The following is a 26,457-nucleotide window of genomic DNA, read 5'->3' on the forward strand; positions in this document are numbered from 1 at the left end:
TCCTGCTTTATTCGTATTGTACTTTCTCTATTTCAATTCTAGCGACAAAGGAATAGTCCTCTTTATCCGAAGCCGTTGTTTCTAAAATGCGTAAGGCGCCACAATGCATATGCACTGCAGCGCCTTCTGTTTCTAACAGGCCTGTCCTATTCCAACTCTTCCTCCGCCAATAACTTAAACCCTTCCACGACCGTATCCTCTTCAACTTCGATCAGGATGCAGCGCCGGCCATTGTAATTGACTTGTTTGACGTAACGTAAGTCTTCGGGGCCGATCTTGATTTCCGCGACTTTCGTGTTGATCTTGATCGATTTGGCCCCGTATTTCGGCACGATGTGGCTTGCTTTCATCTCGTACTGGCGGTCATCGGTCACTTGCTGGAAAGCCTGTTCCACTTTCTCCGTGCTGATGTCTTTGATGCCACTTGCCTTCAAGACGCGTTCGACTTCCTTGGAATCAAGCATCGGCGCCGGCTCGTCCTCGTCTTCCGCTTCCACTTCAAGCATGCTGTTGATCTCGTCGTAGACACCCGCGAGCGTTCTCGAATTGACCTCATCGCCGATGACGTGCTTAACGATTTCTTCGAACACCACTTTATCGTCTTCTGCGGTGGTGATTTCGTCGCCGTTCAGCACGTTTTCGATAAACTGGAAATCCGGCTTATTGGCTTTCGCCGCCGAATACAAAATGCGGTTGACGTCTGCGGCATTGTTCGTAAAGCTCGGGAACAAGAATCCGCCAACTGGAGACGACAGTTTGATGACCGGGTCCGCCATGATGTTCGACTTGAATTCCTTTTCGATAAAATCAAACACCAGCGACGATTTCGGCAGCTCGGTCTGGTTCATGCTGCTGAGGACGAACGGCGTCGTGTATACTTCGTCGCGCATGGCGGCTTCCGTCTCGTCAGGTTCGCGTTTCGTCGTCTTGAAATACGTGCCGCGGATAAAGGTGATGACCATGTCTTTCTCGTATGGCGTTTCTTCGACCATCTTCAAAGCGACGCGCTGCATATTGCCTTTCCAGCCTTCTGCATCGTCCGCATGAAGCCCTTCGTACAGTAAATGCTGCGTATGGTCCGCTTGCCCTTCTTCCGGGCGCTGGAATTTTACTTCGAACAGCTTGATGTCGAGCTTGCCGGCGAGCACTTTCTTGAAATTGGCCAAAAACAGCTCTTGCTGCTCCCGGTCGAGCAAGGAAAATGAACGGCTCTCCTCGTGGAAGATCTCGCTTGTGTCCTGCTTGATATATACATTGTAAATTTCGGCGATTTTCAGTAAATCCGTCTCCAACTTGAATTGCTTGCGGATCTCGGCAATGTCTTTTTTGTTCATCTCTATTTCCAACTCCCAGCTAATAAAATCCATGTTTCTGCAAAAAAAGAGCATCGAAAGCCTGCGCTTTTGACACTGCTCCATTATACCAGTTGAAGAGAGGATGCAGGGATTGTGCCCTCTCCTGTGTAAATTAAATCAAAACGCATTTACAACCGATTCGCAGCCGACCGACAAATCATAAGGAGAGATGATTCGATGCGAGAGATGACCAGTAATTTCAAACATGAAATAGTATGGCAAGTGAAAACCGGCGACGAGCCCATCTACTCCACTCCCATCGTTGCCCGTTTCAGCAATGGGCAGCGAGTCGTCATCTACCAGTCCTGGGACTGGTATCTCTATGTCCGCAAAGTGGAAACCGGCGAATTGCTGTGGAGATACCTGTTCGGCGCGCCAAATTACGGGCGTGCCCAAGCAGCCGACGTCAACGGAGATGGCAAAATCGAAATTTTCGGCGCTTCCCACGATGGCCATGTTTACTGCTTGGATGAAAAAGGCGAAAGGATGTGGTTCCATTCGAACCTCTATTACCGGGAAGGCAGCGGCCAAGTCACTTCGGCGAATGAATGGGGAATTACCGATTCCACGAAACATTGGGCGGCCAATTCGTTTCTGAGGACGGATAGCAACCACGCCGAGCTCGCCATTGTTTCCGGAACCGGCGCAGGGCAAAGCCGGAAAATCAGCGGCGTCGAACCGGACGTCATTTGGATCGCAGAAGCATTTGATACCGTGCCTGATGCCACCTCAACTTACGAGATACATCCTTTTCATGAATCCGACGTTTATTACCAGCATGCCGGCCAGCTGGTCGAAGAAGCGGATGCCTGGTATCTCTACACGACTTCCTTTGATAATCAATGCGTCAAACTGAAAGCCAGCACAGGTGAATTGATATGGAAATTCAGTTCACTCGAACAGAACGAACCGTTTCCGGCAATCGTGGATATCGACGGGGATGGAAAGCTGGAATGCCTGTTCAATAGCATCGACGAGCATGTCTATTGCTTAGATGCTGAAACCGGGAAACTAAAATGGCATAATCATGCTGGATTTGGCATCGACTGTTTCGGGAGCTATGCGGATATGGACGATGACGGCATGCTCGAATACATCATCAACGGACGCGGTGGCCGGACACTTTATTTGGACGGCGTAACGGGCGAGACGAAATACAAATCGACGGATTGGTCGGTTTGGGCGACCAGCGAAACCAATTCAAGAGCGACAGTCTTCGATTACGAACCCGGAAAAAAAGCGGTCGTGTTCGGCGGATTGGCTGGCTTCGTCTATTGCTTGGACAGCCAAGCGAATACTATTTGGCGGACCTACCTGGCTGCAAATATGCGAGGGTCGACGACTGTTTTGGATATCAATTCAGATGGACATGATGAAATTCTGGTGCCTGATATGATGGGCACACTTACGATTCTGGCGAAACACGGAAAAGAACTCGGCCAAGTCCATGTCAAGGGCGGGATTGAAGGCACGCCGCTTGCCGGGGATTTGGACGGAGACGGCAAAATCGAAGTATTGCTGTCGAGCCTGGATGGCTATGTGAGCATGATCCGGTTTAATTGAAACTACGGCTTTCCCCTAGCGAATAGCGACCCATAACGAACAGTCTGTGCCCAACATTCATGTGGCGCAGGCTGTTTTTGTTGCGGCCATTGGCACGCGAATTCCTTTTTTTACCAATAAATCATCAAGCGAAGAGTCTGAATGCGCATAAAAAGGCAATCAGCATAACATTATTTTATTAATATTGAATAAAACACAAGTATATTTACCTATTTGTAAATTAAATATTAATTATTTGGAAATTTCATTGACACTTTATAACTACCACCGTTATACTCACAACTAAATTATTTAAATATTTGAGAAAATCAAACATTTTTGTTAGGAGGCGCATCATGGATTTTTCACAACTTTTCTCTGGACCTTATAGTTTCATCACTGGATATGTTTTTGTATATCCCTTCGCAATGGCCTTGTTTTGGATAGCTGGTTCTATCCTTTTCCTCAGGACTAAAGAGTTAAAAAGCGAGCCTTTGGATATTGAAGCATTCGACTGGCCCATGATCAGCATATTGGTTCCTTGCTATAACGAAGAGGAAACCATTGAAGAAACCGTCCGCAACTTGGTGGGGCTGTCTTACCCGAAAAAGGAAATCATTTTAATCAATGACGGCTCTAAAGATGGGACGGGCGGGATCCTCAGAAAATTGTCGGAGCAGTACGGTGACGTGCGGGCTATCCAGCTGCATGAAAACCGCGGCAAGGCGAACGCGTTGCAAGTCGGCTTGTTCGCTTCTAGGTGCGAATACCTCGTATGTGTCGATTCGGATGCCATGCTGGCCGATACCGCTCCCTATTATTTGATCCATCAGTTCTTCAAACAAGGAGAACGGGTCGGCGCTGTCACCGGCAACCCCACGATCCGCAATCGCAACAATTTGCTGAGCCGGATGCAACTGGTCGAATACGCTTCGATCATCGGGGCGATCAAGCGGACACAAAGGCTGCTCGGAAAAGTGATGACCGTTTCCGGCGTCGTCGTCGCCTACCGCAAAAAAGCACTCGTCGATGTCGGCTTATGGGACCGCGACATGATCACCGAAGACATCGCGGTCAGCTGGAAACTCCAAAAGCGTTTCTGGGATATCCGCTATGAACCCCGTGCGCTGTGTTGGATGCTGGTGCCAGAAACAGTATCGGGCATTTGGAAACAACGGGTTCGCTGGGCGCAAGGCGGGCAGGAAGTCATCCTGCGCCATTGGAAAGTATTGTTCAACTGGAAACAACGCAGAATCTGGCTTGTGTATCTCGAACAATGGTTCAGCATCCTATGGGCTTTCTGCTGGCTGTTCATCACGCTATTATTATTGTTCACGGCTACTACGCTGCAGGAAATGCTATTCTGGTTCACCTTCAGTTCCTTCGCCTTGGTGTTCATCAGCCTCATTCAATTATTCATCGCCCTGTCCATCGACTCCCGCTATAACGGGAAATTGAAATACTATTTCTGGGCCGCTTGGTATCCGGCCATTTATTGGATGATCAATACCGCTGTCGTCATCGCAGCCATCCCAAAAACAATCTCATCTCGCCTAAAAGGAGGTTACGCTGTATGGAACAGCCCAGACCGCGGTATGAAGAAGAAAGTTTCCTGATTGTCGTCAAGCGCTCCTGGCTCTACGCCAGCGTCGATTTCATCTTTTCCATGCTTTGCTGGCTTTATAGTGTATTGGTGGTCTCGTTCATCGTCTCGGCCACTTTCGGCTTCAATAATATCCTGACACGGGTCATGAATTCTTCCTTTAACATGGTCAACCAAGACATCCGCTTGTTCATTGCGGCAGCCGTGGGCGTCTTCCTGCTGTTCTATGCATTGCTGTACCTGAATCATGTCTACAATAAAAAGAGATTCGGCACCTTGAGAAGACGGCGCTACCCTACCCCGGCAAGCAATGCCGAACTCCAATCGTTGGGGCTGATGAAAATAGAAGCGATCGAGAAACTGCAAAGTGAAGACTATGCCGTTTTTGAAACGAATCCGATTGTCCCTCTTGGAGGTGAGAGTGTTGATCAAAAAGATCTTTATCTGGACGACCATTATCGCATTAATTAGCCTGTTTTTCTTGTCGCGGAAAGAGCTTTTTGTCGAGGCATTCTCAGCTGACAAGCCCGCCATGTCTTTCCCGGAAACATTGATCGAAGATGGCTGCCTTGGACTGAATTATCACCGCGTCCAGGATGATGACTTATTCGTCAAATCGGCGCGCAGTGTGCTGCAATCCAATGAACTGGTACAATACAGCGTGCTGGAAAGCGAATTCAAGTCGCAAATTGACGTCTTGGTCGACGCGGGTGCCAATTTCCTGAATGAAGAACAGCTATTGAAAGCGAAAGCAGATGGCGATTTTCCTGAAAAATGTGTGTGGATTTCATTTGATGATATTGACGTGTCGGTGTATGACAACGCTTTTCCGATACTGAAAGAAGCAAACGTGCCATTCACCATGTTCGTCATTGCCGGGCAAGTAGGCAATGAAGACTTCAGCAACTTGGAAATGGCCACATGGGATCAGCTGCGGGAAATGAGAGACAGCGGATTGGCGGATTTCGGCTCCCATACCTATGATATGCATCGCTTCGAAGGCGACACGCCTGTCTTTTTAATTCCAGAGCAAGCGGACGCATTCAGGGAAGACCTGAAGAAAAGCGTCGAAACGATTGAGTCGGAATTGGATGTCACCATAAAAAGCTTTGCATATCCCTATGGCGATACCAATGAACCCGTAGCACGCATCTTGAAAGAGCAAGGCCTTGAAGCTGGCCACATCCTAGCCCCTCAAGTCATTCGCCCGGATGATGATAATTATTGGATTAACCGGATCATCGTCAACCAGACTACGTTTGAGGATGTGCTGCTTCCTTACTTGGAAAAAAACTAAGAGTTGAAGCCGATCCCTAGCTGTTATGGCTGCTGCATGCTTTATAAGGAAGCTCCTTTCTATAGGGGAGCTTTCCTTTTTTATTCAATGAACTGGTTGATGATCTTATTCATCTGATTCCGGCCGTTCCCCTACCCGCTTCTCCCGCCACGCTGAAAAACGTATCGTAAAGGCGGAATGAAAATGAAAAACTGGCTTACCCTGATAGCCTCCCTCCTGCTGTCAGGCTGTTCCATGCAGCCTGCCCAGCCAGCTGAGGATACAAGGAAATATGCACACGGCGTATCCATCGTCGGAAATTCGGTGCTATGGTCCGAAAAAAGTGAGGAACAGCGCAAAGATGGCTGGACCCACGATATTTATAAAAAAGAAATCGGCGAAAGCCAGTTCGACACACTTGTTTCCAATCCGGAAGCACAAGAGCCGGTCAGTGCCAGTTCAACCAATGAAACGAGCATCATCACCTACGAGGACGGCTATGATTCAAAAAATAATGTTTCCCAGCGCTATAAGCTCTATGATGACAATTGGCAGTTATTGCATGAAGGCACCTTGCTGGATGGTGGACATTCCGGGCATGCGGCTTCAACTGATGCGCAGCACGTCCTTTTCTGGTCCCACGGCTGGGTCAACGGCGGCGGTGTAAATGACCTCGGTTCGGGTAAGGAAGTCATCGTCTCCACCGTTTCAGATGATGGAGACGTGTTGCATGACATCAAACTATCGCAAGCAGGTGACCGCGACAGCTGGCCGATGCTTGCCGCTTCCGACGACAATGCGCTGCTCGTTTGGCAGCAATTCAATGATGATGCGAGCGAAGCCTCCCTCCGTTTCGCCGTTTATGACCCAAAGGCAAACGAACTGACCGTCGCGCCAACCGAATTATTACCACAAGTGGAATTTTATATTTACAGCGTTTCTTATGTACCCGAAGCACAACAATACGTCGTCGCTGCCCAGACAGATCAAGGCGGCACTTTATCATTGCTGTCAAAAGAAGGAGAACTCCTCGACCAAATCGATTCCCCCCGCCTGGTCCGGGAAGCCGCCCCTGCCATAGAAGGAAATACCTTGGTTTTCCCGCAGCTGCCCGCGAATTATTTCACAGTCCATATTTCGGATGATCAGCTCCAGTTGAATTCTTCTAATTCATTGGATATCAACTGGGGAACGTCCGGTACCACCGGCGTGTTCCTCGATGACCGCCGTGTGTATTTTGCGACTTTGGACAAGGAAGGCTTGCAGGAAGTGACGGTGGAGTTGGACGAAGCAGCTCAATAATTCCACGTACAAAAATAAGGAGTCATCCCCAAGCAACTTAGGGATGACTCCTTATTTATTTTGTCCAGGCACTTGCCGTTTTAAAGGATCAACAGCAATGCCGGAATGGTAACGATGCTCGCCAAGGTGCTGACGAACATTGCGCTCGATACCATGTCCGGGTTCATATTGAATTTGATGGCCAAAAGCGTCGTCGTGGCAGCCGCAGGAGTTGCCGCAGAAATGAGCAGCACTTTCGCTTCCAGCGCCCCTCCCGGATACAGCCAGGCCAGCAGCACGAACGCGATTGCCGGGAACGCGGCCAATTTCAACACAGCCGCCGTCCCGATGAACTTCAGCACGGTCTTGATCTGAATCGATGCCAAGGTAATTCCGAGCAGCGTCAATAGCACCGGCACCGCCGCCTGCCCGAGCAATCCCGTGGCATTGCCGAGCGCCTCAGGCACCCCGATTCCCGCTATTTTCAGAACCAGCCCGATTGTGATGGCAATAAACCCTGGCATGCGGATGATGGTAATGAAAATCGCTTTCTTCGAAACATCATCATGGTTTGAGGCATAAAAGATGCCAGCCGAATTCATCAGCAAGGATTGCATGACGACGTAAATAATGGCGATCGCCATCCCCTCGTCCCCGAAAGCGAAAAACACGATCGGCAAGCCGTAATTCCCGGTGTTCGGAAATGCGCTCGCGAGCATCATCGTATTGCGATACGACAGAGTCCACCCAAATACGATTCCAAGAAGCTTAATGAGCACCGCAAAGAGAGCGAATAACAATACGGCAAACAGCACAATTCTTCCTAAATCCCCTAAGTCCAATGATGACGTCGTGACGGAATGGAAAAATAAGGCCGGGCTGAACACGTAGATGCACAAATCCGACACCGGCTTCTTTTCGATGTCCATGAATCGGCCAACAAAAAAGCCGATGCCGAGCAAAATAAAGACCGGCAAAATGACATTGATGATTTCACTGACAATCACGGCGTTCACTCTCCATCAGAAAGAGGGAAAGGATTTCTCCCCTCCCTCAGATTATAATTAATTAAATGAAAAACGGTATAAATATACTGGCCAATAATAAGATCAACGCGCCGCCGAGACGGGACGAAATTTGCGCAAATGGCATCAATTCCATGCGTCTTGCCGCAGACAGTACCGCGACATCGCCGGTTCCGCCCATATTTGCCATGCATAGCCCTGCAGTGATGGCCGCTTCGATCGGATAGAAGCCCATGAATTTCCCGACGACTCCTGCTCCAACGACGGCACCAATCACGACTGCCAAGACAATGAGCACGTATTGAATGCTCAAGGCATTCAGCACGGCTTCGAGATCCGTATACGCGACCCCAATGCCCACTAGCAAGGCGTTGGTCCAGTTGCGCGCCACGAACTCATACCACTGGCTCGCGCCTTCTACGATAATTTCCGGCATGACATTGGCGACTTTCAGCGCTGCCACCAAAATGATCATGATGGCGTACGGATGAAGCGGGATAAAATCACCCAATAGATTCCCTAAAATATAGAACGACACCGCAGCCAAGACGCCGATTCCCATTTTCGCCAAATCGTAGCTAGGCGTTTCTTTTTTCTCGTAATGGAAATTGCGGATCAACTGGCCATTTCCCGTCAGGCTCGGGTATTTATTGCCGATCATGTTCAACACACTCGCCAAGATGATGGCGAAGACATTCCCGAGCGCCAAAGCTGGGACGAGTATCGATAAATAATACCCAGGTTCATTGCCAAGCATTTCGGAATACACTTGGGACATCGGCACAGCGCCTGCGCCCATGCCTCCCCCCATGATCGGCATGGCGATCACGAGCACTGCTTCTTGAACGCTGAATCCTAGTACCATACCGACTAAGGCAGCCAGACCCACCGCTCCTGCCACCGCAGCAAGCAATGGCAAGGCGTAGCGGACGCCCGCTTTTACCAAGATCTTCGATTCCATTCCTAAAATACTGCCGGTAATCAAAGCCGCAATATAGAAGTTGAGGAAATCGCCATCTTTCATGAATTCCGTAATCCCCGCCGTTGTGCTTTCAGGCATAAGACCACTATAGACCATATAGGCGGATCCGAAAATAGCGACAATCGCGCCGCCTCCAAGGAATGTGCGGACGATCGGCATATGATTGCCGAACCATCCCAATAATTCACCGAGCACCATGGTAATGAGCAAGGCACCGATCATGCCGGCCGGCAAGTTTTCGGTATACATCGCATAAATCGCAATGGCTGCGAAAACCCCGAACCATAGAATCGGCACATTGAAAATCGTGAATTTGTCTTTCAAATTTCTCGCCGGCAACTGCGGCGGAACCTTATTTGTTTCCTTCATCGTTGGACACCTCGTTTTCTTGAGCTTGCGCTATTCAGGTAAGCGCTTTCAATGTATTTCATATTTTAGACAAATTTCAGACAACTTCTAGTTTATGAAAGTATTGGTTTTATTGTAATTAAAAAAAGCAGCCGAAAAAGAATTGGTTGCGGATGGTAGGTATTTCCCGAAATAACGATGGAGAGATCTTTTGATTGCTTCATTCTATGTTTCTTTTTAAAGAAACAAGTGAATATAAATAGGAAATATTGTTTTTCGGTCACGGGGCTTTTTCAGAAAAAATTCCAGTAGAGATCGGTTCAAAACAAGTCGGTATTTCAGGCATTTACCAGCTAGGATAGTCCACACACTCACAATTGGCTATGTTGCTAAGGAGGATGATACATGATGAGCCATACGCAAGAAGAGCTAACCGCACGATTACAGGAAAATACGACACATTCAAAAAAAGAGAAATTAGCTATCATTAATAAGGAAATTCCTTTTCAAGAAGGCAGCCGAGGTTTAGACCCCCGAGTAAAAGAATTCCTTACTACCGAAGCTGATCCGCACGGCAGGCGCCCGCTCGAAGTCGATGACCTGGAGATTACCCGCAAGAGAGTGGAAGTAAATAACAAAGATTTAAGCAACGGAATTCATTCAGAAACCTCGGAAATATCCATGGAAGGCCGCAAAATCCCTTTAAATATTTATAACCGCACCTCAGAAAAAAAGCCGGTCCTCATTTATCTTCACGGAGGCGGTTTTTTTGAACGCGATATGGATGTCATGGAAAATATCTGCAAGTTTTTGGCACAGGAGGCCAATTCAGTAGTGGTCGGGGTGGAATATCGCCTTGCGCCGGAGCACCCTTATCAAGACGGACTGAACGACTGTTTTGAAACTGCCCGGTATATTTATGAAAACCCTGAAGAGTTTCAGATTGACGTCGACCAAATGGGAATTGTGGGAGATAGTGTCGGGGGCAACTTGGCGCTCGGAGTCCAGCAGCTAAGTTTAGAGGCACCATGGGAATGCCGTTACCTTGGGATGCTTTGCCCACTGGTGGATTTATCGGATGTATCAAGAACTTCCTGGAACATAAAGCATTACGATATGTCGAAAGATTATGAATTGATTCGCCAGGAGCTGGTGACCATGAAAGATTCCCTTAGTTTCATTCAGACGCTTTATCTGACTAATCTAGAAGATGTGTTTCTGCCGCTTGTTTCACCGCTATTGCGCCACGATAAAACCAAGATGCCGCCACTCACGATGATCACGGCAGAGTTTGATTTTTTGCGTATTCAAGGAGAAGAGTTTTCCGCCCAACTGCTCGAAGCAGGAATTCCAGTCCGTCATTTTAAATACAAGGGGATGGATCATGCTTTTGTCAGAAAGCTCGGCTACTACCCTCAAGCAGCCGATGCGGTCAAAGAAGTTTCCCGGCATTTTTTAGAGGTGCTACAAAAATAAAGGCTTTTCAAATTTATGACATCAAAGAACCCGGCAAGCTTTTAAGATAAGCTTGCCGGGTTCTTTGTGATTACACATGAAAATAAAGCACGGCTTTGATGCTTTTATAGATATGGATCGAGGCGGCTGGCACCTTGGGGATTTAATCGGTATTGATAGATGGGCCTCCCTACCCCGTAGGTCAAGTCTTCCTGCAAATAGCCGATAGCGCTGAGGAATTTCAAGTATTTCCGGACGGAGACCCTGGAAATATGAGCCGACTGCGCCAGTTCATCTGTCGAAAATACCGCGGCTTCGTTCGACAAGATCACTTGCCGGAGGGTCTGCAAGGTCGTTTTGGTCAGCCCTTTTGGCAAGGTTTGGACAGTCGTTGACGCCGAAACGGGCGTCTGTTTTCTGCCGAGCAGGCTGTCGATTTCCTGCTGGCTGATTTGTTTATTATCGTTCAATTTATGAAAATTATTTTGGTATTGCAGTAGTGCTTCCTGGAAACGGTTGAACTCGAAGGGCTTGATCAAATAATCGGAAGCCCCAAGCCTTAAGGCGTGCTGGATTTGCTGGATTTCAGAGGCCGCCGTGATCAAGATGACGTCGAGATCCTGCTGTTGTTCGCGGAGCATCTGCAAAAATTCGATGCCGGTGAGTCCCGGCATATGGATGTCGAGCAACACCAAATCGATGTCCGACTCCGCGAGGATCGCGATGGCCTGCTGGGCGTTTTCGGCGGCGCCGATCACCTCAAAGCCGTCCATGCGCCCGACAAATTGCCGGTTCAAGGCAGCCACCATCGGGTCATCTTCTACTATCATTACCTTAATCATCTGTTTCACCCCTTGCTTCATACGGCAGCACCAACTCGAAGGTCGTGCCTTCGTTTTTCTCGGAGACCACTTCAATCGAGCCTTCGAGATGGTCTACGCTATTTTTCACCAAATGCAATCCGAATCCGCGGTGGTAGCCTTCCTTGCTGGAGACGCCTTTTTCGAATATTGTTTCCTGCAATTCCTCGTCGATCCCCGTTCCTGTATCGCTGATCGTGATTGTCAGCAATTCATCGATATAGGAAAATGCGGCGTGCACCCGCTTGTGTTGGGTCTCTTGGACATTATCGATCGCGTTGTCGACCACATTGCCGATGATTGTGATCAGCTCGTGCGTGACCGCGGGATCGTCCGGTTTTGGGATATCGGTCTCGCAGCTGATCATCAGTTCCACTTGTGCTTCTCTCGCAAAACTGATTTTCCCGAGGATAAAGCCGGCCAGCACCGGATCCTTGATGGAACGCGTCACATTGCCGACTTCCACGGCCTGGTGGTCGACCAATTTTGCGATAAACTGCGACACTTGCTCGTATTGCTCCATTTTAATCAAGCCGAGCAAGACATGCAGTTGATTCATGAATTCGTGCGACTGCGCCCGCAAAGTTTCCGCATACATCTCGACGCCGGTCAATTGTTCGGCAAGCAAATCGATTTCCGTCTTGTCCCGGAACGTCACCATCGCGCCGATCACTTGGCCATTTACCAATAAAGGCACTTGGTTCGACAAGATCGACAGGCCATTAAGCTCCTGCTCTTCATCCAAAACGGTATGTTTTTCAAGCAATACACGGTGCGTCTTGAGGCCTGGCAGAAAGTCATGGATCTCCTTGCCGATCGGCTCACGGCCCGTGAAGCCCGCTTTTTCGAACAGCTCTCTCGCCGACCGGTTGGCGAGCATGATGCGTGAATGTTGGTCGATCGCGATGACACCTTCGTAAACGGAATGAAGCATTTGGTTGCGTTCTTCATGGATGCGCGCAATTTCGGGAGGCTCTAGCCCGAACAGGCTCTTTTTGATATATCGCGCCAAGTACAATGCGCCGATAATGCCGAACAATAAACCGCTTAACGAACCAATCCATAGCGTCTTTTGGTTTTGCCCGATCGCCGCTTCCACTTCCTCTAAGGAAATACCGACTGCGACCGCGCCGATTTGTTTATCGTCTTGATCAAACACCGGCGTGAACGCTCGGACCGATTGCCCGAGCGTCCCTTCCGCACGCGACGTGTATTCCTCGCCTGCTAGTACACGGCGTTCATCGCCCCCGGCAAACCCCTTGCCGATATTGTCCGGGTTCGGATGCGATTTGCGGATGCCGTCCATGTCCATGACGACGACAAACAACACGTCTGCGGCTTGTTGCACGGCCAACGCATAATCCTGTATATTCGCTTCCGCCGCTTCCCTCTCCAAGCCTTGGCGAATCACTTGCGACTCTGCGGCGGTGCGGGAAATGCTGACGGCCTTATCTTCCAGCTGCTGCTCGATCCGGTCGCCCGATGTATCTGCCACCAGCAGATTGGTAATCACGAGCGACACCAACACCACCAATAGCACAAACGAGATAATGATTGTACTCAATTTAAATCGTGACAAAAACGCCATGATGCACCTCATTCTTTGCTGCGGAAAAGTTCTTGTAAACAGATGTTTCTACTATAAGCCAAAATTTCAATAAAGAAAATCGTGGAAATGAACCAAAAAACAGCCGCAATATTTGCAGCTGCTCGTCTTGGCGAGGATTCAAGTCGCAATCCCCACAGACTTGTTTTCATACTCTGCATTTCCCAGTGCTTTGACGATAAAATGCGCCACGTCTGCGCGCGGAATGGTTTTCGATTTACCCGGAACGCCTTCTTCAGATTCACGGTACTGCCCGCTAAAGGAATCATTGGTCAAGCCCATCGGCCGGACGATCGTATAGGTCAGTCCAGCTTCTTGAATGGCATCGACAGCGGCGCGGTGATCGATGAGCACCTGCTTCAGCACGCCCATCATCAACTTTCCGCCAATGCCTGGGAGTTCATCGTTAATTCCTGCAGATGCCGTGTAAACGATGCGCTTGACGCCATGCTGTTGCATGCCAGCCACGATATTTTTCGCCATCGTTTGCAGATCCGCTGACTTTTTCATCCCTTGATTCGAGCCCAAACAGGATACGACCGCGTCATGGCCGGCAATCGCTGCGGCCACTTGTTCCACGTGGAACGCATCTCCTTGCACTACCGTTAACTTTTCACCGGTCACTTTCAATTTGTCCGGCGTACGTACAAACGCCGTCACTTCATAGCCTTGCTCCAATGCTTGCTTGACGACCGATTGGCCCACGCCGCCCGTCGCCCCGAATATGATGATTTTCATCACGCTTCACCTTGCTTTCTTATGAGTTGTCGAGCTGTCGAATCAACGAGATTCCACGCGGTCCGAAATGACTTTTACGGCTTTCACGAATTCCGCAACGAACGCTTCCCGGTCCACACTATGCAACACATGGACGTTCGGCTTTTCGCCTGTCCGGTTCGTGAAATCCACTACCGTCGCACCCGCCGTAATGCCTTCGAGTGAAGCCTCCACAAAGCAATCCTGCCCTTCAAACAACTCCGGTTTTAATAAATACATAACCGCACAGACGTCGTGGAAATGCAGCACCTGGTCGTAATTCTCCTCATGAAAAGGAGTTCTCTTAATAACATCCAAATAATGCGTAACAAGGCCGTACGCTTTTTCCGCAAATTCCGTCCCGATAGCCAAAATGCTCTTAGTTTCCTCAAGCGTCACGAATGCTTTATGTGTCACGTCCAAGCCGCTCATGACGACCGGAACGCCCGAGCGGAAGACGATTTCGACTGCGTGCGGATCGACATAGGCATTGAATTCAGCGGACGGCGACATATTGCCGCCGACTGCCGCTCCACCCATCCACGAAATGCACTCGATTTTCGGCTTTACTTCCGGATGCGCCAGCAATAAGGCCGCCACATTCGTCAGAGGGCCCGTTGCCACGATGGTCATTTTCTCCTCGCTCGCCAGCAAAGTCTCGAGCATCGCGGTCACGGCCGGCCGTTCGCTCACTGGCAAAGTCGGAGGCGGAAACTCAACATTCCCAAAACCACTCTCCCCGTGGATCTCTTCCGCCATCTCGAGCTCGCGGAACATCGGCTGCTCCAAACCGCGCGCCACTTCAACCTGTGCACCGATATAACTGAGGAAGGTGCGTGCATTATAATTCGTCTTGTCCTGCGAAATATTCCCCGAACACGTCGTCACTAAGCGCATATCAAAGAATTCCTCATGCGCAAACGCCAAAGTCAGCATCATCGCATCGTCAATTCCAGGGTCTGTATCGATCATTATCGGCAATCTGGCCATCCCTCAAAACCACCTTTTCTCATCTATTGGTTTTGATTTTACGCTAGTCGGGGCTTGGAGTGAAATGATAGCGCATGTCTTCATTCGTCACTAAGCTGTATATAATACAAAAAGAAGCAATCCAAGTTGTTAAACTCGATTGCTTCCTGCTTATTTTTATCAATAAAATTCGATGACGACCTCACTATACCCTTGCGCGTTCAAGAAATCAGTCAACAGTTCTTCTGTTCTCTGGTCCGCCTCATCCAGTAAGCCTTGGTCGATTTTTTCTTCCTCAATTTGTTTCTTGTTTTTATTTACTTCATCAAAAATTTTCTGAGAAGGATAATCCGAGAAGATATTACCTTTAACATCTGTTACTTTTGCTTTTTCTGTTTCTGCCACATTATCGAGTATTTTAGCTTTTGGAACCCTGAGGGATATTTTTTCGGATCCATCATCAGTTGTTACTTCTAGCCCCGAAAGGTCCGATCCTGCTTTCAAGTACCCTGAATACTCGATCAGCTTTATCGTCTCGGCAATATTAATGTCGGTGAATGGAATATTATTGTTATCCCGACTGACTATTGCATAGCTGTATTCATATTTCAATGTTGTCCATTCCGACAGTTCTACAATTTGATCATGGACTAAGCCAGTCTCTGAGCTATTCCCCTCAGCGAAGCCAAATAAATTTGTTTGTAAAAATGCAAACACCCCAATTGCCCCGATAACCAATCCCAATACTAAAGTTACTGCTAACTTTTTCATGCTATATCCCCTTTGCCTATTCTCCATATTTAATAGAAAAGCACTTTATACTTACAGAATAATTTCAGAGATTTCAACAATCTCTTACACTATTATACATATTAAAAATTGAATAAATAGAAAAAAATAACATAATTAATCATTTAATTATGATAAGCAGCTCTCCATAGCACTTGAGTAGCGATACCCAAATTTCCTACAGTGATCCGAATGCTATATACTGATTACAAATTCTTTATGACTTTACTATGACGTTTGGAGGAGATCAGATGATGTTCGAAAACAAAGTAGTGGTTGTTAACGGTGGAACGGATGGAATTGGCAAGGAAGTGGTTCGTTTCTTTTGTAAGGAAGGAGCTACTGTTCATTTTACGGGAAGAGACAGCGACAAAGGGGCTCAAGTAGAGAGTGAATGCGACAGAAAGGCCCATTTTCACCAAGTCCATAACGAAAATCCGGAAGAAATCGAAAGCTTTTTTAACACACTTGAAAATGATGGACACACTGTCGAGATCCTCTTCAACAATGCCGGCGTTCTGTCTATCGGAATGGGGCCCTTGTCTCGTGTAAAGCTGGATGACTGGAATCAGTTGATATCCGTCAATCAAACGGCGATTTTCCTCTACATGAAATATGCTTTAGCCGTGATGGGTAAGCAAAAACATGGCGTCGTTATTAATAATGCGGCGATCCTTGGAAACGATAAGGTCAATCCGATGCTGCCGGCTTATAGCGGAACCAAAGCGGCGGTTGTCGCGATGACCCAAAGCACGGCCTTGCGCTTTGCCAACCAAGGGATCCGGGTCAATTGCATCTCCCCCGGCCCGACAGAAACCGACCTGGCCATCAAAGCATATGGCGGAAAAGAAAATTATGAAAAGCAATCCCAGGGACACCCGAGAGGAAACTACGGGAAACCAAGTGAAATCGCAGAAGTCGTGCTGTTCTTAGCTTCAGACAAGGCTTCCTATATAAACGGTGCAGAAATCGTTGTGGATGGCGGCTACTCGTTAAAATAAATAGACTTAGGTAACAGGATAGGATTAATTTAACCATTTACTGTAGAGAGCTTTATTTTCCTGTCGGGTGAAGTAAAGTTTTTTTTACAGTCTTTCACAAGTAGCAATTGATTAATTCAATAAAGCAAAAAGGTTCATTCTTCTCATTAAAAGAAGAATGAACCTTTTCAGTAAACGCTATAAATGAAAATACATCCGCCTCAAGCTTTTATAGAAGGGGAAAAGGCAGGTGTTTTCTAAAATCTAATTGTAATATAGGTTCTCAGTTGGATATACCGGATCGTTGGTGATGTCGATTCCAAGCTTCTTAAAGGTCTGTTCGTTTTCTCTATTCAATATAACCGTAGAATGGGCTTGGGTGTCTTTTAAATGTGGCAATTGCTTATAAGCCAGCTCTGAAGTAGGATTGGTGACCGCACTGATTGCCAGTGCAATGAGCACTTCATTGGCGCTTAATGTCGGGACGCGGCTATTCAAGTCATCGGTTTTCAACCGTTGAATCGTTTGTAAAATCATCGGCGACAACAAATCAATTTCATCGGAAATATTGGTCAATTTCTTCAACCCATTCAGAATCGCGGCTGCCGAAGCATCCATCAAAGTGGTCGTTCGACCGGTGATCATCTCGCCATTCGGCAGTTCTATCGCAATTACAGCTTGTAAATTCGTGCTGTCAATTTGCGCTTGGATTGCTTTCGCATAATTACGCGCAGGCAATACAGGTGCCCGATCCTCTTTCTTTAAACCGGTCTCTTCTAGAATCACTTGCATGTGGCGTACACTGTCTTCATCGGCAAGCCCTTTTTTATAATCGTTCTCTACGACGAAACTGCGCCGAATGATTTCCTGCTTGGCAGCTTCCTGGACCACGCTATCATCCGTGATGCCCGATTTCAGGCGATTAACCCCCATATCAGTCGGTGAGCTGTAAACAGACTCTTTGCCGGTAATCCTTTCAATAATCCGTTTGATGACAGGAAATGTCTCAATATCACGATTGTAATTGACCGCTACTTTCTCATACGCTTCATAATGATAATTATCAATCATGTTTACGTCTTTTAAATCGACGGTAGCCGCTTCATAAGCGATGTTTACTGGGTGCTTTAACGGCAAGTTCCAAACCGGAAAAGTCTCAAACTTGGCATAGCCGGCTTCATTCCCCAGTTTATTCTCATGGTACATTTGGTTAAGACAAGTGGCGAGCTTTCCGCTGCCCGGGCCAGGGGCCGTTACTACCACGATCGGCTTTGTCGTTTTAATATAAGGATTTGTCGCAAATCCTTCTTCCCCAAGGACCGCCTCCACGTTTGCCGGATAACCTTCGATTTCGCGGTGAATACAGACGCTAATTCCACTTCTCTCAAGCTTTGTCATAAATACTTTGACTGTTGGCTGCCCCTGGTAACGGGTGATCAAAACACTGTTGACAGAAATGCCGTATGCCCGGTATTCATCGATTAAGCGCAGGACATCTTGGTCATAAGTGATGCCGTAATCTTCACGGACTTTGTTTCGTTCGATGTCTCCAGCGTAGACACAGATGATGATTTCCGCCTTTTCTTTCAGTGTATGCAATAGTTTGATTTTGGCATCTTCATCAAATCCAGGCAACACACGCTTGGCATGTTTGTCGCCTATCAATTTTCCGCCAAATTCCAAGTAAAGTTTATCATACTGCTGCACCCGCTCCAGGATGTAGGCTGATTGTTCTTGCAAATATTTCTCCGAATCAAATCCAATTTTTTTCATTAATTTCAGTCCCGCCTTCTATACTTCAAGTTTTCTCTTATCCAGTATATAAAAACGCATTAAGAGAAAGTACCAATAAAAATCTATCCTTTATCATTATAAATTTTTGAAAAAAAAAGTAAATCGGTCCAATTGCTTCATTGAGTGGCGTATCCAAAAAAGCGCAGTGGCCTCACCAAGGATATATTCAACTAAAATAACAGAATTCAAATCAATATTTAGCATATCCAAATGATGAAAACCTGTTTTCCTTAGATAGTTTCAATAACTGAATTAATTTGATCTATCGGTGTAAAGAAAACATTAGAATTCGGTTTAAAAAATGGATTGTCTATAGCATTTAGACAAATCATGTATAAGTTAGAGTTTATTTACTAGTATAAACCTCACTTACTTATGATACGGTTCACCCTTCATAATCCGGAAAGCCCGGTATACCTGCTCCAGCAAGATCAATTTCATCAATTGATGCGGAAACGTCATCTTGGAAAACGACAATTTCTCATCCGCGCGCTTCAAGACTTCGTCATGGAGGCCGAGCGATCCGCCGATGACAAAGACGACTTTGCTGCGGCCGTAGGTCATGAGCGATTCCATGTCTTTGGCGAGCTGCTCGGACGTCTTCATCTTGCCGTCGATCGCCAGGGCGATGACGTAGGCGTCCTGCGGGATCTTGGCGAGTATGCGCTCGCCTTCTTTCTTCTTGACGATTTCCATATCTGCTTCGCTCAATTGCTCCGGCGCTTTTTCGTCCGCGACTTCTACCTCCGCAATTTTTGCATAAGCCCCTAAGCGTTTTGCATATTCTGCAATGCCCGCTTTCAAGTATTTCTCTTTCAGTTTTCCGACGGTCACAATGGAAATGTTCACAACTTATCCCCCTTTACACGAAATTTACAAACAAGTTGCCCACAGAGTTTATGCACATATCCACAGGCGATTCTACATATTGTAGAATTTTATTTATCCGCCACAAGATACAATGCCTGTTCTTCACAGTAGTTGCACTTTGTGGATAACTTTTTGCTATCTGATAATTCAGTCAGTATAGGATAGCTTTCTGTTTTGGCAACAAATTCGTCAAGTCCTTGTCCCACGTGCGTTTGGCAGCAATATAACTCCATTTTTACGCCCCCTTTCGATTTCCGAATATTCAACACAGTTATACACATTTCGTTCCCTTTTATCCACAATCCATTTTAACAGATATAAAACACTACGGATAGCGAAGCTTTTGTCACCTGTGGATTGTTAATAATCGATTTTTAACAAAAAAGTTATCCACATGCCATTTTCCCGAACAATTACCCCATTTCAGCTAAAAATTCGTGCTACGAAGTGTATAATATTCAGCTGATTTTCATTTTTCATTTTCATTTTCGGAAATGAAAAAAGCAGTTCCATTCGGTGTATAAAACACCTTACGGAACTGCTGGGTCTTATAATGTGGAATTGTCGGTGAGCTCAAGCTCGAATTCGAGCAATTCGCCGTTTCGGTATGCCTTTACTTGGAGCATATCCCCGATTTGCTTTTCGTTGTAAAGATGCTTGCGCAACTCGATGATATCCCCGATCTCTTCCCCATCCATCTCGACGATGACATCATATTGGCGCATGCCCGCTTCATCCGCCGCGGAAGACGGGACAACCGAGCTCACAACGACGCCCGCCGTGACTTCTTCCGTCAAATTCAATGTATCATCGCGGTATGTGCTCGGCACTTGCGCCAAATCAATCAGCGTGATGCCCATCGCCGGACGCACCATTTCACCCGTCGCTTCGAGTTGATTGATGACTGGCAGTGCCGAGTTGATTGGAATCGAGAAGCCAATGCCCTCGACTTGCGAAGTGGCGATTTTCATCGAGTTGATGCCGATCAGTTGCCCTGCCAAATTGACGAGCGCGCCGCCGCTGTTACCGGGGTTGATCGCCGCATCTGTCTGCAAGACTTCCGCTTGCCAGTCTTCTGTGCCATCGCCGTCCAGGTCGACTGGAACTGCCCGGTCAGTGCCTGACACGACGCCGCTCGTCACAGAACCTGAGAATTCAAGGCCAAGCGGATTGCCGATCGCGATAACCGCTTCACCGCGCTTCAACGCATCCGAATCACCCAGCTCTACAACACCCTGCACTTTCTCGTTGCTCATTTCAAGAACAGCGAGATCGGTCCAAATATCGCTGCCGACCACTTGTGCGTCGACTTTTGTCCCGTCGGCCAAGGTCACTTCAATGCCACTCGCGCCGTCAACGACGTGATGGTTCGTCACGACATACGCGGTATCGCCTTCACTTTTATAAATGACGCCAGAACCCGTGCCGACTGCCTGTTCCTGGCTTTGCGAGAAGAAATCCCCGCCTGTCTGGAGATTCGACACGCCAACTACCGCATCCGACGCCTCATCGACGGCCTTCGTCACATCGGTCGTGATATCAAGCGACGCGCCTTGCTGCTCACGGTTTTGCTGCTGGATCTGGGTGCCGGAATTTGTTGATTCGGTGCCTGGCAATAAGCCCGGTGCTTGCGAAAACAACAGCCACATTAATAACGCTCCGACCAGTACGCCGAATACCCCCGCAAAGAAACTGCCCGCATGGCTCGGCTTCGGCTGCCTGCCATTCGGCGTTTGATTGTAATAACCCATAGCCTCCATCCTCTCTTATGTCTCTCTTTTTATCATAAGATGTACCCGCCAAAATGCAAGCAATCCTCCCTGTGTGAGCCTGTCAGGAAGTCATAATCCAACTTACTTTGTACACTTTTAAACTGGATGACTGGCCGCCGCAGCGCAGTAAGATGATGCTTTCCACAACTATTACTGCGACCTCTATATTCATCCCACACTAGCTGATGGGAATGGAGGCGGCGACTCCTGCGGGAATAGCATGAGCCGAAGACCCTGGACTGAGCGAAGCGAGGGAAGCGGCTGAGGCCATGCCCGCGGAAAGCGTCCGCCGCAATGAGCATCAGCGGCTAAATGCGAGACCGCGCCAGCTGCATGACCCACATCCTGTGGGCCCGAAAGCGTCCACTTTCACGGACATCAGCGGCTCTAAAAAAACAAAAAGACTGCCCGACAAGCCATTTTTCAGGCTTCTGGGACAGTCTCTGCTCCTACATCTATTCACACCACAACCAAAGGCGTCGCTTCAGTCGGCGAGGTATCAAACAAATCGACATAATCGCCGACGAAGATGCCTTTCGTCTGCAAGGTCTGCTCGACGCTCATGCGCGCGAGGTCTTTCATGTTATTGTCTTTGCTCAAATGCGACAAGTAGATGCGCGTCGGCTTCTCCGCGAGCACTTCCGACATCGCCACCGCCGCATCTTCATTCGACACGTGCCCGACGTCGCTCAGGATGCGTCGTTTGACCGACCATGGGTAGCGCCCCATCTGCAGCATGCCGATGTCGTGGTTGCTCTCAAACACATAAGCATCGGACGCGCCGATGATGCCTTTCATGCGGTCGCTGACATAGCCCGTATCGGTGATCAGCGCAAGTTTGCGCCCATGTTCATGGAATACATAAAACATCGGGTCCGCCGCATCATGCGACACGCCGAACGATTCGATGTCGAGGCCGCCAAACGATTTCGTCGTCTCCATATCGAAATGGAAACGCTGGTCGACCGGAATCTCGCCGACCAGCCCGTCCATCGCCGTCCACGTTTTAGCGTTGGCGTAAATCGGCACTTTATGCCGGCGCGCGGCGATGCCGAGCCCTTTAATGTGATCGCTATGCTCATGGGTGACAAGAATGCCGTCGAGCTTGCCCATATCGCGGCCGATGGAGGCGAATAACGACTCCAATTTCTTGCCGCTAAGCCCTGCGTCCACTAAAAACGTATGCTCGTCGTTTTCTATATAGATGGCATTGCCAGTCGAACCGCTGGCCAATACACTAAAGCGCATAGTTAAAATCTCCTTACTCTGCTGTTTCCTCTTTCTGTTTGTTCAGCTCAATGACACCGTCCTTGATGGCATTGACGAAATGATCCGTTTCCTCGCCTTCGGAATCCTTCACGCGGATGCGCCAAGTTGGGACGAACATTTGCCGGTTCTCCGATACTTGAACATGTGTCGAATAGCCAAGTTCAGCTTCGGTGATGCGGCTGTTTGTCTCCAATAAGCTCTTCTGGTAAAGGGTATGGATTGCCTGAAGTGGTGAAATCAATTTCTTTTGTTCTTCATTTTCGATGATGTTGTCGAATAAGGTCTGCTCAAAACCGATAACGGCGTCATTCTCATCCCAGAACACGGTCAATTGGCCGCCCTTGCTATAAAACAACGGGACACCCGCCATCTGCTGGAAAAACACCGCGTGGTTCTGATCTTCATCGATTTGCCAAAGGCTGTATTCCGAGCTTTCCGGTACTTCCTCTTCAATGAAAGCTGCCAATGCGTCTGCTTTGTCGCCCTCCAAGTCAATCGGTTCATCGTAAGTTACTTGCAGCATCCGGTCTTCCAGGACGTTGACGATGCCATCAATATCCAATTCGGTGCCAGCAAAAGATTTCGATTCACCGCGTACGTATGGCTTGTCTTCTGAGACTTCCGGCAAAGCGGAATAAGTGATATTATCACCGCGTAATTTCTCATCGATGGTCGATTCCGGAAGCAATTCAATTCGTTCTGCTTCCGTATAGCGGTCGATATACAACGAATACAAGAAGACATTTAGAATCGAAAAGACAACTATGAAAATGGTTTTTGTTTTACTCCAATCCAAGCTTCACGCCTCCTACTGATTCGTCAGATAGCCGTGTCCATTTGCCATTTGCTTTATAATACCAAGCGGGTTGAAAGGTGATCAAAGGCTCTGATTCAGTCAGTTCGTAGCCGATCGTTACCGCTTCAATTGTCGATAGGTCCATTTCAAGTCGGGCCAAAGCATCCAATACCGCTTCGCCAGACGCCATTTCAATTGTGCGGGTTTCTGCGACCGAATCAAGCAAATAAGTCGGGCGGCTATAGCGGAATGCCTGCTCAATGCCGTTGTCTATCCCCCATTCAACATCTAAACTTACAGCTGTCATATTGCTGAAAACCGGGGAACCTTCGAAAAACAGCTGATAGCTGATCTGCTGATTGACCGATTTCATGCCAAAATACACGTATTGATCGGTCCATCCTCCATGCTCATTAACAAAGTTGATGGAGTTGAACACGAGATCGGACGGGATCGCCGGGTCAGAGGTTTCGGCTTTAGGCTGCACGTAATTGATGCTTTTCTGGCTATCCAATTCACGCATGATCGCACCCGAATCATCGGTGAACTCCTCACTTTGCAGATCCCCTGCAAATTCTGCAGACGGGCTGTCCATAATGGCATCCGCAAAGATGGCCGCCGAGGTTTCTTCCAATAGGTAGTCAAAGCCAGTCTTCTCTATCGGATCTTCCGGCACATAAACCGGCAAATTGCCGATGCGCGGATCCGTGATATAGCGATCATATTCTTCCGACTGTTGCACATAATCGCCGCGGAATTTTATCAACTCTGTTTCCGATACTTGTGCCTCGTATACACGGCCTGAACCGGTGTTGATAAAATAAATGACGGAATCGGGATCTTCCTCTGTTCCCCATTCGACAACAACGCGGTTGAAGGTCGATTCCGGTAAATTATTATCGGTAATGTCCATAATGGCATCGAACACAGGGAACGGCACAGCACCTGGATAATACAGCACGGTGCGCCCTGGATTTTGTAAATATTGCTTCAGTACTTCTGTCCCTGCTTCTTCTTCAAATATCTGGACATCGGAAATTTGCCATTGCTGGATTGTTTCCAGCATCTCTTCGATTTCAGTCTGGGAAAAAGTGCCGGTCACTTTATCTTCGTGATGATACAGCACTTTCACCGGCCGGACGACTTCGTCTGCACTGCGCTTATTGCCGATTGCCACGTCCACTTGTGTAGGCGTTTCAATCTCTTCAAGCGACGGGGTGAAGGTCCAAATCGTGAAGGTCAGTGCTAAGCTGAGAAAAATCAGGATGAACAGGGCAATGGATTTTACATGCTCCAAATACTTCAATCCCATTCACCTCCATCATCAATTTCATATGGCAAGGTGAAGTAAATCGAAGTCCCTTTGCCGTACTTGCTTTGTGCCCAGATTCTGCCGCCATGGGCATTGATCATTTCCTTCGAAATCGCAAGGCCCAGTCCAGTTCCGCCCATTGCACGCGAACGCGCACGGTCGACACGGTAGAAACGGTCGAAAATCCGCTCGACGTTTTCTTTCGGGATGCCCATTCCTTCGTCGCTGATCGAGACGAGCAATTCGCCTTCTTTCTCACGGACGGAAAAGCGCACTTTACCGCCTTCCGGTGAGTATTTCAAGGCATTAGAAATGATGTTATCGATGACTTGCGTCAATTTATCGGTATCGATTTCCACAAAATACTGTGATTTTGGCACTTTACGCTCAAATGACACGTTTTGTGATTTCGACATCTCGAAACGGTCAATGATGCGATTGAAGAACACGCCGAATTCGACCATTTCGCGGCTCAAATCCGCTTCGCTCGAATCCATCTTCGACAGTTTCAGCAAATCGTTGACGAGGCGGATCATCCGCTCGGTCTCGGTCTGCGTCACATTAAGGAAATTCGGTGCAAGATCCGGATCTTGCCACGCCCCATCAGCGAGCGCCTCCAAATAACTGCGCATCGTCGTGAGCGGTGTCCGCAATTCATGCGATACGTTCGCCACAAACTCGCGGCGTTCCATATCGATCTTCTCCTGCTCTGTATTATCGTGCAGAACGGCAATCAAGCCGTTGACAAAACCGGTCTCTTTTTGGATGACCGAGAAAGTCGTGCGCAACAGCGTCGCTTGATCCTGCGAACTGATATCCAGCGTGATTGCATCGCGCATATCGATTAAATCTTCGAATGTATAAGATTCATCCAATCCCAGCACTGTCGTGACCGGCCGGTTGATCACTGTTTCACGTGAAACATTTAATAATTGCAAAGCCGGTTCGTTGATCAAGATGATGCGCCCTCTGCGGTCGGTCGAAAGAACACCGTCCGTCATATTGGCAAGCACCGAAGCAAGTTTTCGCCGCTCGCTTTCCGTCGACTGCTGGGATTCCTGCAGCCGGTTCGTCAAATGATTGAAGGCACGGGCCAACTGGCCGATTTCATCTTCGCTATAGACCCGGACTTTACGCGAGAAATTGCCTTTAGCCATCGCTTGTGCTTGCTTGCGCATATCAGCGATCGGCCTTGAGATCGTCTGGGCGACCAACACCCCAAGCACAGCCGTTATCACCAATGCAATGGCTGTACCCCCTGCCAAAATCGAGTTGATGGTATCCATTTGGTCATAGACGTTCTCAACTTCCGCTTTGACATAGAGCGTACCGAGCATTTCGCCCCCTACCGCTGTAATCGGCAAAGTCCTGACCCATACCCGTTCTTCCCGGTTGTCGTCTATATACGTCTGTTCTAATAAGGTCTCGCCAATAATGGAACGGCGAATTTGGTCATCTGTCGAACGCTGGCCGACGAGCGATTGATTCTCACCCGTGGAAGTTCCCAAAATACGGTAGCGATTATCGACCACGCGGATTTCATCAATATCACCCGAATCAAAATTCGTAAGGACCGACCGCAGGCTCTGCTCGATGGTCAAGTCTTCATCTGTCCGATTGCGGATCATTTCTTCGCGCACGCTGAATTCGATGATTTCCATCCGGTCTCTAATGGAATCCTCGAAGTTCCCCCGCAATGTTCCTTCAAGCTGCTCGGAAAAATAAAGGCCGATGATCTGCATCGCCAAGAGAATCAGCAAAATATAAATCAACACAAATTTCACATGGATCGACTTAAAAAAACTGGTTTTCAGCAT

The 26,457-nt window shown here is 48.1% G+C and carries 23 protein-coding genes; 7 read left to right on the plus strand and 16 right to left on the minus strand.

Annotated elements, in window-relative coordinates:
• Nucleotides 1-146: 146 nt before the first annotated feature.
• Entirely contained in the window at nucleotides 147-1,334 is a 1,188-nt protein-coding gene (locus DFR62_RS07880; protein ID WP_121299347.1) for a DUF4317 domain-containing protein, read from the minus strand.
• Between the two features lie 198 nt (nucleotides 1,335-1,532).
• Between DFR62_RS07880 and DFR62_RS07885 the strand changes: the two genes are divergently transcribed.
• The 5 genes from DFR62_RS07885 (at nucleotide 1,533) to DFR62_RS07905 (ending at nucleotide 7,078) form a co-directional block, all read left to right on the plus strand.
• Nucleotides 1,533-2,918, plus strand: a complete 1,386-nt coding sequence (locus DFR62_RS07885; protein WP_121299349.1) for an outer membrane protein assembly factor BamB family protein — start codon at nucleotides 1,533-1,535, stop codon at nucleotides 2,916-2,918.
• Between the two features lie 407 nt (nucleotides 2,919-3,325).
• A complete protein-coding gene (gene pgaC, locus DFR62_RS07890) occupies nucleotides 3,326-4,513 on the plus strand; it encodes a poly-beta-1,6-N-acetyl-D-glucosamine synthase (RefSeq protein ID WP_241663179.1) in 1,188 nt (395 codons plus the stop codon).
• A complete protein-coding gene (locus DFR62_RS07895) occupies nucleotides 4,471-4,971 on the plus strand; it encodes a hypothetical protein (RefSeq protein WP_121299353.1) in 501 nt (166 codons plus the stop codon). The genes pgaC and DFR62_RS07895 overlap by 43 nt, the downstream gene beginning before the upstream one ends.
• Complete coding sequence (locus DFR62_RS07900) at nucleotides 4,925-5,797, plus strand: polysaccharide deacetylase family protein (protein WP_158290855.1); 873 nt, start codon at nucleotides 4,925-4,927, stop codon at nucleotides 5,795-5,797. Before DFR62_RS07895 ends, DFR62_RS07900 begins: the two co-directional genes overlap by 47 nt.
• Nucleotides 5,798-5,980: 183 nt before the next feature.
• The gene (locus DFR62_RS07905) at nucleotides 5,981-7,078 is read left to right on the plus strand and encodes a hypothetical protein (RefSeq protein ID WP_121299357.1); all 1,098 of its coding nucleotides are present in this window, start codon (nucleotides 5,981-5,983) and stop codon (nucleotides 7,076-7,078) included.
• Between the two features lie 80 nt (nucleotides 7,079-7,158).
• Here DFR62_RS07905 and DFR62_RS07910 read toward each other — a convergent pair whose 3' ends face one another.
• Both DFR62_RS07910 and DFR62_RS07915 read right to left on the minus strand, forming a co-directional pair.
• The gene (locus tag DFR62_RS07910; RefSeq protein ID WP_158290856.1) at nucleotides 7,159-8,064 is read right to left on the minus strand and encodes an AEC family transporter; all 906 of its coding nucleotides are present in this window, start codon (nucleotides 8,062-8,064) and stop codon (nucleotides 7,159-7,161) included.
• Nucleotides 8,065-8,125: 61 nt separating this feature from the next.
• On the minus strand, nucleotides 8,126-9,433 hold the full coding sequence (locus DFR62_RS07915; protein WP_241663178.1) for a 2-hydroxycarboxylate transporter family protein: 1,308 nt from the start codon (nucleotides 9,431-9,433) through the stop codon (nucleotides 8,126-8,128).
• A gap of 384 nt (nucleotides 9,434-9,817) precedes the next feature.
• Between DFR62_RS07915 and DFR62_RS07920 the strand changes: the two genes are divergently transcribed.
• Nucleotides 9,818-10,888, plus strand: coding sequence for an alpha/beta hydrolase (locus tag DFR62_RS07920; protein WP_121299361.1), 1,071 nt, complete (start codon nucleotides 9,818-9,820; stop codon nucleotides 10,886-10,888).
• Nucleotides 10,889-10,992: 104 nt separating this feature from the next.
• On the opposite strand, the gene DFR62_RS07925 is transcribed toward DFR62_RS07920, so the two are convergent.
• The 5 genes from DFR62_RS07925 to DFR62_RS07945 all read right to left on the minus strand — a co-directional run bounded on the left by DFR62_RS07925 (nucleotide 10,993) and on the right by DFR62_RS07945 (nucleotide 15,829).
• Complete coding sequence (locus DFR62_RS07925) at nucleotides 10,993-11,709, minus strand: response regulator (protein ID WP_121299363.1); 717 nt, start codon at nucleotides 11,707-11,709, stop codon at nucleotides 10,993-10,995.
• The gene (gene dcuS / locus DFR62_RS07930; protein WP_121299365.1) at nucleotides 11,702-13,315 is read right to left on the minus strand and encodes a DcuS/MalK family sensor histidine kinase; all 1,614 of its coding nucleotides are present in this window, start codon (nucleotides 13,313-13,315) and stop codon (nucleotides 11,702-11,704) included. The genes DFR62_RS07925 and dcuS overlap by 8 nt, the downstream gene beginning before the upstream one ends.
• Nucleotides 13,316-13,453: 138 nt before the next feature.
• A complete protein-coding gene (locus tag DFR62_RS07935) occupies nucleotides 13,454-14,071 on the minus strand; it encodes an NAD(P)-dependent oxidoreductase (RefSeq protein WP_101192075.1) in 618 nt (205 codons plus the stop codon).
• A gap of 42 nt (nucleotides 14,072-14,113) precedes the next feature.
• Nucleotides 14,114-15,079, minus strand: a complete 966-nt coding sequence (locus DFR62_RS07940; protein ID WP_121299367.1) for a nucleoside hydrolase — start codon at nucleotides 15,077-15,079, stop codon at nucleotides 14,114-14,116.
• Between the two features lie 159 nt (nucleotides 15,080-15,238).
• A complete protein-coding gene (locus DFR62_RS07945; RefSeq protein WP_158290805.1) occupies nucleotides 15,239-15,829 on the minus strand; it encodes a DUF4230 domain-containing protein in 591 nt (196 codons plus the stop codon).
• Between the two features lie 269 nt (nucleotides 15,830-16,098).
• On the opposite strand from DFR62_RS07945, the gene DFR62_RS07950 reads away from it, so the two are divergent.
• Complete coding sequence (locus tag DFR62_RS07950; protein WP_121299371.1) at nucleotides 16,099-16,848, plus strand: SDR family NAD(P)-dependent oxidoreductase; 750 nt, start codon at nucleotides 16,099-16,101, stop codon at nucleotides 16,846-16,848.
• 243 nt (nucleotides 16,849-17,091) lie between these two features.
• Here the strand turns inward: DFR62_RS07950 and DFR62_RS07955 are convergent, their stop codons facing one another.
• The 8 genes from DFR62_RS07955 to walK all read right to left on the minus strand — a co-directional run bounded on the left by DFR62_RS07955 (nucleotide 17,092) and on the right by walK (nucleotide 26,457).
• The gene (locus DFR62_RS07955) at nucleotides 17,092-18,600 is read right to left on the minus strand and encodes a DUF1846 domain-containing protein (RefSeq protein WP_121299373.1); all 1,509 of its coding nucleotides are present in this window, start codon (nucleotides 18,598-18,600) and stop codon (nucleotides 17,092-17,094) included.
• Between the two features lie 390 nt (nucleotides 18,601-18,990).
• Nucleotides 18,991-19,470, minus strand: coding sequence for a 23S rRNA (pseudouridine(1915)-N(3))-methyltransferase RlmH (gene rlmH / locus DFR62_RS07960; RefSeq protein ID WP_121299375.1), 480 nt, complete (start codon nucleotides 19,468-19,470; stop codon nucleotides 18,991-18,993).
• An 89-nt stretch (nucleotides 19,471-19,559) separates the two neighbouring features.
• Complete coding sequence (locus DFR62_RS07965) at nucleotides 19,560-19,772, minus strand: CxxH/CxxC protein (RefSeq protein WP_338324985.1); 213 nt, start codon at nucleotides 19,770-19,772, stop codon at nucleotides 19,560-19,562.
• Nucleotides 19,773-20,039: 267 nt separating this feature from the next.
• Nucleotides 20,040-21,242, minus strand: a complete 1,203-nt coding sequence (locus tag DFR62_RS07970) for a S1C family serine protease (protein ID WP_121299377.1) — start codon at nucleotides 21,240-21,242, stop codon at nucleotides 20,040-20,042.
• A gap of 480 nt (nucleotides 21,243-21,722) precedes the next feature.
• Nucleotides 21,723-22,511: an MBL fold metallo-hydrolase gene (locus DFR62_RS07975; RefSeq protein ID WP_121299379.1), complete on the minus strand. Its 789-nt coding sequence runs from the start codon at nucleotides 22,509-22,511 to the stop codon at nucleotides 21,723-21,725.
• A gap of 13 nt (nucleotides 22,512-22,524) precedes the next feature.
• Nucleotides 22,525-23,328 (minus strand): two-component system regulatory protein YycI, encoded by an 804-nt coding sequence (locus DFR62_RS07980; RefSeq protein WP_121299381.1) that lies wholly within the window; start codon nucleotides 23,326-23,328, stop codon nucleotides 22,525-22,527.
• Complete coding sequence (locus DFR62_RS07985) at nucleotides 23,315-24,640, minus strand: YycH family regulatory protein (RefSeq protein WP_241663096.1); 1,326 nt, start codon at nucleotides 24,638-24,640, stop codon at nucleotides 23,315-23,317. The genes DFR62_RS07980 and DFR62_RS07985 overlap by 14 nt, the downstream gene beginning before the upstream one ends.
• On the minus strand, nucleotides 24,631-26,457 hold the full coding sequence (gene walK, locus DFR62_RS07990; RefSeq protein WP_101192086.1) for a cell wall metabolism sensor histidine kinase WalK: 1,827 nt from the start codon (nucleotides 26,455-26,457) through the stop codon (nucleotides 24,631-24,633). Before walK ends, DFR62_RS07985 begins: the two co-directional genes overlap by 10 nt.

The sequence above is a fragment of the Planococcus citreus genome (assembly GCF_003664125.1).
Taxonomy (GTDB): domain Bacteria; phylum Bacillota; class Bacilli; order Bacillales_A; family Planococcaceae; genus Planococcus; species Planococcus citreus.